This window comes from Vibrio sp. V42_P2S4T144 (assembly GCF_009904715.1).
Classification (GTDB): Bacteria; Pseudomonadota; Gammaproteobacteria; order Enterobacterales; family Vibrionaceae; genus Vibrio; species Vibrio alginolyticus.
Map to the genome: position 1 here is coordinate 1 of NZ_WXWS01000435.1, position 7124 is coordinate 7124.

Genomic DNA, 7124 nt, shown 5'->3' on the forward strand with positions numbered 1-7124 from the left:
AGGTAGGGTGGCGGACTTCTCTTAAATAACGATTTTTTAAGATATAGAAATACGCAGTACCGGTATCTATGTTGTTTTCTGGATTAAACAAATATTCAGGGCTTGGTTGGCCCGAGCGCTTTTTCACGAGTTTGAACACATCTCGTCCCGCTGTTTTAGGTACAACTTGCATTAGGCCATACGCATTTGCCCAACTTACCGCGTATGGGTTGAAGCTGCTCTCGGTTTTAATAATGGCGTATATCAAGTCTTCTGGAATGTCGTATTTCTTGGAAGCTCGACGCACGATATCGGCGTATTGGTAGCTGCGAGTTGAAAAGTGGTCTTCAACCATGGGAATTTCGACGTAATACGCTTTCTTGAAATCTACATTTTTGGTTTTTATTTTATTTGCGATGAGGTATTCCGCAAATCGGTTTGCCCGCCAAGACCATTGAATTGGCTTATTGTCTTGGTCGACAACTTGTTTATACAGGAATGGTTGCCCCTCTAACGTGATACCTTTAGAGGAGAATAAGTCGACGTGCGCGGGATCGTCTGGTGTTAATAAGGTGGTGACAATCGCGTCTTTTAGGTGTTTTTGGGGCTCGGTCGGTGATACGGTCTCTATCGTGATCACGCCTTTGCGAAAGTCGACCTCGGCGCGGCTAAGGTAGTTATCGATGTACTTAACGTAATTACTCTTGCCAGCGTACTTGATTTCTTTTTTACCCCAGCGCTTTTGAATATTGCCTGAAAAGCTATTGATTAAGGCATCTAGCGCCGCAGTATCTTTTTCAAATTGTCCTGGTAGCTCAGCTAAGTTATTGGCAAAACGGTTTGTTGGCTCGTAGTTGACGTCATAAATCTTTTCGACGAATTCACGGCTACAGCCTGCCATTAAAAGTGCGGCAGCAATAAAGACAATTTTTTTCATAAGTATCAGAGTTATTGAAGGTAATAGAAAAATGACACCACAAATGGTTGTGATGTCATTGTTTAACTCAAGCGACTTTATTCGCTCGGAGGTGTGTAACCTTCGATATGAACGTCTTTTCCTTCAAAGAGGAAATTTACCATTTCTGTTTCGATCAGTTTGCGGTGTTCTGGATCCATCATGTTGAGTTTCTTCTCGTTGATCAACATGGTTTGTTTGTGTTGCCACTGAGCCCACGCTTCTTTCGAGATGTTGTCGAAAATGCGTTTACCTAGTTCACCAGGGTAAAGTTGAAAGTCTAGACCTTCGCCTTCTTTCTTTAGTCGAGCACAAAATACAGTGCGGCTCATAATGACTCCTTGTATTCAATTAACGAAGTTCGTGGGGTAGCGTTTCCAGCAATAGTTTTACTGGCGCGGCTAAACCGACTTCTTCAGGTTTAGATAAGTTATACCAAAGACCTTTGTTGCCTTCCATTATCACGTCCGGTTGCTTTGATAAATCAAACAAAATTGGCGTGATATCTAGGTGGTAATGGCTGAATGTATGACGAAAGGTAATCAGTGTTTGCTTCTGTTTGATATTGCTGGCTTGAATGCCGCGTTGATCCAGTAGCAATTCAATGTCGCTTTCTGCATCCACATGTTCGGTTTGTGGGAAGCAGAATAAGCCACCCCAAATGCCTGTTTGTGGTCTTTGCTCCAACCACACCTCATGACCATTTTCGGTGTTGTGGTGAAGCATCACGAAACGAGTTTGCTTGATTGGCTTATCTTTCTTCGGTTTTTTGCCCGGGTAGTCGAGCACATTACCTTGTTGCTTTGCCACACACAGATCAGCAACAGGGCAGAGGCTACATTTGGGTTTGCTGCGAGTGCAGACCATTGCGCCCATGTCCATCATTGCCTGGTTATACTTATCTACATCCGTTTGTGGGGTATGCGTTTCGGCAATTTCCCACAGCTGGTTTTCAACCTTTTTTTGTCCTGGCCATCCTTCGACTGCGAAACAGCGGGATAGGGTGCGCTTCACGTTACCATCAAGAATCGCGTGTGGTTGTTTATACACAGACGATAAAATGGCGGCAGCAGTAGAGCGACCAATCCCCGGTAGGGCGTTCATTTTCTCTATATCAAGAGGAAACTCACCATTGTATGTAGAGGCGACCTCTTGTGCTGCTTTGTGAAGGTTACGGGCTCGGGCGTAATACCCTAAGCCAGTCCAAAGGTGTAGGACTTCATCTTGCTCAGCATTGGCAAGATCGATCACGGTTGGAAAGCGCTCCAAAAAACGTTGGTAATACGGAATAACCGTAGTGACCTGAGTTTGCTGAAGCATAATTTCAGACAACCAGACACTGTATGCGGTCTTATTTTGTTGCCACGGAAGATCTTTTCTTCCATATGCGTCATACCATTCTAGGATGGCACTGGCGAAAGGTGTCACGACTTGCTCTGTATTCTATTATTGGTTAGGTGCAAAATTGCACCACATAATGGGCAAGAAGTACAACGGATAAACAGTAGGGATATAAAGAGGTGTGTCGTTGCTTTTGGGTTGCCATAGACCAAGAGCTCAACAAATACTTGCACCTAAGTAAATTCTTTGGATAATCCCCGCTTTGATTAATCAATGTGCAGGCAAAATCAATGAGTGAAGTAACCACTAACGAATACAACGAAGACGGAAAGCTGATCCGCAAAATCCGCAGCTTTGTACGCCGTGAAGGGCGTTTGACTAAAGGTCAAGAGAGCGCGATGAATGAATGCTGGCCTACGATGGGTATTGACTTCAAAGCTGAACTTCTCGATTGGAAAGAGGTGTTTGGCAACGATAACCCAGTAGTGCTTGAGATCGGTTTTGGTATGGGTGCTTCATTGGTTGAAATGGCAAAGAACGCGCCAGAGAAAAACTTCATCGGTATCGAAGTTCATAGCCCAGGCGTTGGTGCTTGTCTTGCCGATGCTCGCGAAGCGGGAATTACTAACCTGCGTGTAATGTGTCACGATGCGGTAGAAGTATTCGAACACATGATCCCAAATGGCAGCTTATCGACACTGCAATTGTTCTTCCCAGACCCTTGGCATAAGAAGCGTCACCACAAGCGTCGTATTGTTCAATTAGGTTTTGCGGAAATGGTGCGTGAGAAGCTTATCCCTAATGAAGGTATTTTCCACATGGCGACCGACTGGGAAAACTACGCAGAGCACATGATTGAAGTGATGAACCAAGCGCCAGGTTTCGAAAACATTGCTAAAGATGGTGATTTCGTTCCTCGTCCAGACGATCGCCCGCTAACGAAGTTTGAAGCTCGTGGTCACCGTCTTGGTCACGGTGTTTGGGATATCAAATATAAGCGTATTGCGTAACCAGAGGAGTTCATGGGATGTACCATTACGCGATATTAGCGAATCCGGGTCATAACCGAATTTACTTTGATAGCGCAATGACCATTGCCTGTTCTGAGCTAAAAGCAATTTTAGCTTCACAAGGCGTGGATGTGACAGAAATTGGTAGTAAAGACGTTGGCTTACCTGCTGCGTTGGTGTTTTCTTGTCAGGAAGCGCTAACCGATGAGCAGGCGCGAAGAATCGCAGCCTCTTCGATTTACTATGCGCTATTTGAAGTGCGCGAAGATGGTTTACTTCGACCAGTTCAAGCGCCCGTATTTAACACTTTCCCGGAAAGTATGAGCCAGATTTTGCGCTACACCGGGAAAACAAACGAACAGTTTACCCGTTTGATGGTGAATATCGGCATTAGTGCGTCCAATACGGGAAGTGAACAACTGACCTTAATGGATCCAATGTGTGGTAAAGGTACAACCTTATTTGAAGGCTTGATTCACGGTTTGAACGTGGTAGGGGTTGAGATCAACGCCAAGTGGGTGCAAGAGATCCAGACCTTTATTGTTAAATTCATGAAGAATGGCCGCTTTAAGCACAAAGTGAGCAAAGAAAAGCGCACTGCGGGTGGCAAGAAAGTGGCGGATGGTTTCGTGGTTGAAGCTGCAGCAAATAAAGAAGATTACAACCAAGGCAATCTTCAGTTTATGAAGCTGTATTCGGCTGATACTCGTATCGCTGATCAAGTCGTGAAAAAGAACTCAGTTGATGTGATGGTGTCTGATCTGCCTTATGGCGTGCAACACGGCAGCAAAAATGCTAAGGACAGCAAACTGAACCGCAGTCCACTAGAGCTTTTAAACGAGGCTCTGCCTGCATGGAAAGTGGTATTGAAAAAGCAAGGTTCAGTGGTGTTGTCTTTCAATGAATTCACATTGAAATGGAAAGATGTCGCGGCATTATTTGAAGAGCAAGGTTGGAAGGTACTTTCAGAAGAGCCTTACATCGGTTATCTTCACCGTGTTGATCAATCTATCAACCGCAATATTATTGTGGCAGTAAAACCATAATCGACTTGAGTCGAACGAACCCTATGGAAAAGCCAACGACACGTTGGCTTTTTTTACCTCTGAGCTCAACGAGTTCTCTTGTAAATAGAAGGTAGAGAATGAAACCGACAGTGGAAATTTTGACAGATATTTTGGCGGAAGTACGCCCTTTAATCGGCCAAGGTAAAGTGGCTGATTATATTCCTGCTCTGGCAAAAGTACCCAGCAACAAGTTAGGTATTGCGGTATACACCAACGAAGGTGAGGTTATTAAGGCGGGTGATGCCGATGAACCTTTCTCTATCCAATCTATTTCAAAAGCATTGAGCTTGACGTTAGCGATGTGCTTGTACAAGCAAGAAGAAATTTGGTCTCGAGTGGGAAAAGAGCCTTCGGGGCAGGCATTTAATTCGCTAATCCAGCTAGAAATGGAGCAAGGTATTCCTCGTAATCCATTTATAAATGCTGGAGCGATAGTAGTGGCGGATTTGTTACAAACTCGCTTATCTGCGCCTCGTCAGCGCCTGTTGGAGTTTGTGCGTCAGCTTTCTGGTGATACCCATATTGTGTATGACAAAGTCGTTGCGGCATCCGAAATGATGCATGGTGATCGTAATGCGGCGATTGCATATCTCATGCGTTCGTTTGGCAACTTCGAAAATGAAGTGATTCCAGTACTACAAAACTACTTCCACGCTTGTGCGCTGAAGATGAGTTGCGTCGATTTGGCTAAAACGTTTAGCTATTTAGCAAACAAGGGCACATCGGTACAAACGGGTAAGCCTGTAGTTTCTCCTGTGCAAACCAAACAACTTAATGCACTGTTAGCAACGTGTGGCTTGTATGATGGCGCGGGCGAGTTTGCTTATCGCGTTGGAATGCCTGGTAAGTCTGGTGTTGGTGGTGGCATTATCGCGGTAGTACCTGGTGAAATGACCATTTCAGTATGGTCTCCAGAGCTTGATCCTTCAGGTAACTCGCTTGCTGGTACTAAGGCGCTTGAGCTGCTCTCAGAGCGAATTGGCCGTTCAATTTTCTAATGTTGGAAATGTGTCAACCTTATTTAGGACGGCACACAGTTTCTAAATAAAAAGCCTCTCAATTGAGAGGCTTTTTTTGTTTTGGGGTTGCGTTACTCTTCGCTTTCTTCGGCCATAAAGGCTTCGAGCAAATCATTAAGGAAGAGCTTCCCTTTTTCAGTAATTTGCCAGTGGGTAGGCGTTTCACTCAGGTAGCCCATTTCTATCGCCCAGCTGATGGTTTCTTGAATCGTACTAAGCGGTAAGCCCGTGGTGTCCACGTAATCTTGCTTCGGACAGGCTTCGATTAAGCGGAATCGGTTCATAAAGAACTCGAATGGACGATCTTCATCCGCGACGACATGTTCTGTATGCAGATAAGGTTTGACCATATTTTGATAAGCCGCTAAATAGCCTCGCGGGTGTTTTACCTTTGTCGTTCGAATAATACGTCCGTCGGTAAAACTGAGTTTGCCATGAGAGCCACAACCGATACCAAGGTAATCACCAAAGCGCCAGTAGTTGAGGTTGTGCTGACACTGATAGCCCGGCTTGCTGTAACCGGAGATTTCATATTGCACATAACCCGCGGCTGCAAGTTTTTGGTGTCCGAGCTCGAAAATATCCCACAAGTCATCATCGTCAGGTAGCGTTGGTGGCTTGTAGTAAAACATGGTGTTTGGTTCGATGGTCAACTGATACCAAGACAAGTGCGGCGGTGCCAACTCAATCGCTTTGTCCAAATCTGCCAAGGCTTGTTCGATGCTTTGATCAGGTAAGCCGTGCATGAGATCGAGGTTAAAGCTGTTCAAACCGATTTGGTGCGCCAGCTTAGCAGCATTGACGGCTTCGTCTTGGCCGTGAATGCGCCCCAAACGCTCAAGCTTCTGCTGCTCAAAGCTTTGTACGCCGATAGAGATACGCGTTACACCAGCTTTGCGGTAGCCAACAAAACGCTCTGCTTCGATGGTGCCTGGATTCGCTTCCATGGTTATTTCGATTTCAGGCTTGAACGGGATACGCGCTTCAATGCCCTTAAGTAGACGCTCGATGCCTTCTGCCGAAATCAAACTCGGCGTACCACCACCAATGAAGATTGAATGCAGTGGACGTGGCGCTTCGTTAAGTCGGTATTTCTCAATGTCGGTATCCAAATCTTCTAAAAGGGCACTGATGTACTCTTCTTCTGGAATCTCGGTTTTGAGCGCGTGAGAGTTAAAGTCGCAATACGGGCACTTTTGCACACACCACGGGATGTGTACATACAAGCTGAGTGCTGGGGGCGTTAACATGGTCTAATTCGCTCGTGATTACTGAGACACTTGCTCAGACAGTTGAGCAAACAACGACTTGAGCGCTTTACCGCGGTGAGACAGTTGTTTCTTACGTGCAGGTTCAAGTTCGGCTGACGCACAGTTGTCTTCAGGAACAAAGAAGATTGGGTCGTAGCCAAAGCCATTTTCACCGTGTGCTTCAGTTAGAATTCGGCCTTCCCATTTACCGTGACAGACGATAGGCGTTGGGTCGTTCTCGTGACGCATGAGGACTAATACACAGTGGAAACGTGCTGTACGCTCTGCTTCTGGTACGCCTTCCATTGCCGCTAGCAATTTTTCTAGATTCTCTTGATCAGATGCGCTCTCGCCTGCGTAACGTGCAGAGTAAATGCCCGGAGCGCCTTTTAAGAAATCGACTTCTAAGCCAGAGTCATCTGCAATCGCAGGAAGCCCTGTTTCTTGTGCGGCATGGCGAGCTTTAATGATTGCGTTTTCAATGAAAGTTGTACCCGTTTCAG

General features: G+C 45.7%; 8 protein-coding genes. 3 read left to right on the forward strand and 5 right to left on the reverse strand.

Annotated elements, in window-relative coordinates; genetic code table 11:
* The 3 genes from CAG68_RS14590 to mutY form a co-directional block, all read right to left on the reverse strand.
* Positions 1 to 916, reverse strand: a 916-nt coding sequence (locus CAG68_RS14590) for a murein transglycosylase domain-containing protein (protein ID WP_161441309.1), incomplete at its 3' end; no start/stop codon positions are given.
* Positions 917 to 993: 77 nt separating this feature from the next.
* Positions 994 to 1266, reverse strand: a complete 273-nt coding sequence (locus CAG68_RS14595) for an oxidative damage protection protein (protein ID WP_005381002.1) — start codon at positions 1264 to 1266, stop codon at positions 994 to 996.
* 19 nt (positions 1267 to 1285) lie between these two features.
* Positions 1286 to 2362 (reverse strand): A/G-specific adenine glycosylase, encoded by a 1077-nt coding sequence (mutY, locus tag CAG68_RS14600; RefSeq protein ID WP_025768825.1) that lies wholly within the window; start codon positions 2360 to 2362, stop codon positions 1286 to 1288.
* A 203-nt stretch (positions 2363 to 2565) separates the two neighbouring features.
* On the opposite strand from mutY, the gene trmB reads away from it, so the two are divergent.
* The 3 genes from trmB to glsB all read left to right on the forward strand — a co-directional run bounded on the left by trmB (position 2566) and on the right by glsB (position 5350).
* Positions 2566 to 3285 (forward strand): tRNA (guanosine(46)-N7)-methyltransferase TrmB, encoded by a 720-nt coding sequence (gene trmB / locus CAG68_RS14605; RefSeq protein ID WP_005384506.1) that lies wholly within the window; start codon positions 2566 to 2568, stop codon positions 3283 to 3285.
* A gap of 17 nt (positions 3286 to 3302) precedes the next feature.
* A complete protein-coding gene (locus CAG68_RS14610; RefSeq protein WP_005381006.1) occupies positions 3303 to 4331 on the forward strand; it encodes a TRM11 family SAM-dependent methyltransferase in 1029 nt (342 codons plus the stop codon).
* A 98-nt stretch (positions 4332 to 4429) separates the two neighbouring features.
* Positions 4430 to 5350 (forward strand): glutaminase B, encoded by a 921-nt coding sequence (gene glsB / locus CAG68_RS14615; RefSeq protein WP_005381007.1) that lies wholly within the window; start codon positions 4430 to 4432, stop codon positions 5348 to 5350.
* Positions 5351 to 5442: 92 nt separating this feature from the next.
* Here the strand turns inward: glsB and hemW are convergent, their stop codons facing one another.
* Together hemW and rdgB are read right to left on the reverse strand one after the other, a co-directional pair.
* Positions 5443 to 6621, reverse strand: coding sequence for a radical SAM family heme chaperone HemW (gene hemW / locus CAG68_RS14620; RefSeq protein ID WP_017635577.1), 1179 nt, complete (start codon positions 6619 to 6621; stop codon positions 5443 to 5445).
* Between the two features lie 18 nt (positions 6622 to 6639).
* The coding region (gene rdgB / locus CAG68_RS14625) for an RdgB/HAM1 family non-canonical purine NTP pyrophosphatase (RefSeq protein WP_161441310.1) at positions 6640 to 7124 on the reverse strand (485 nt) is incomplete at its 5' end.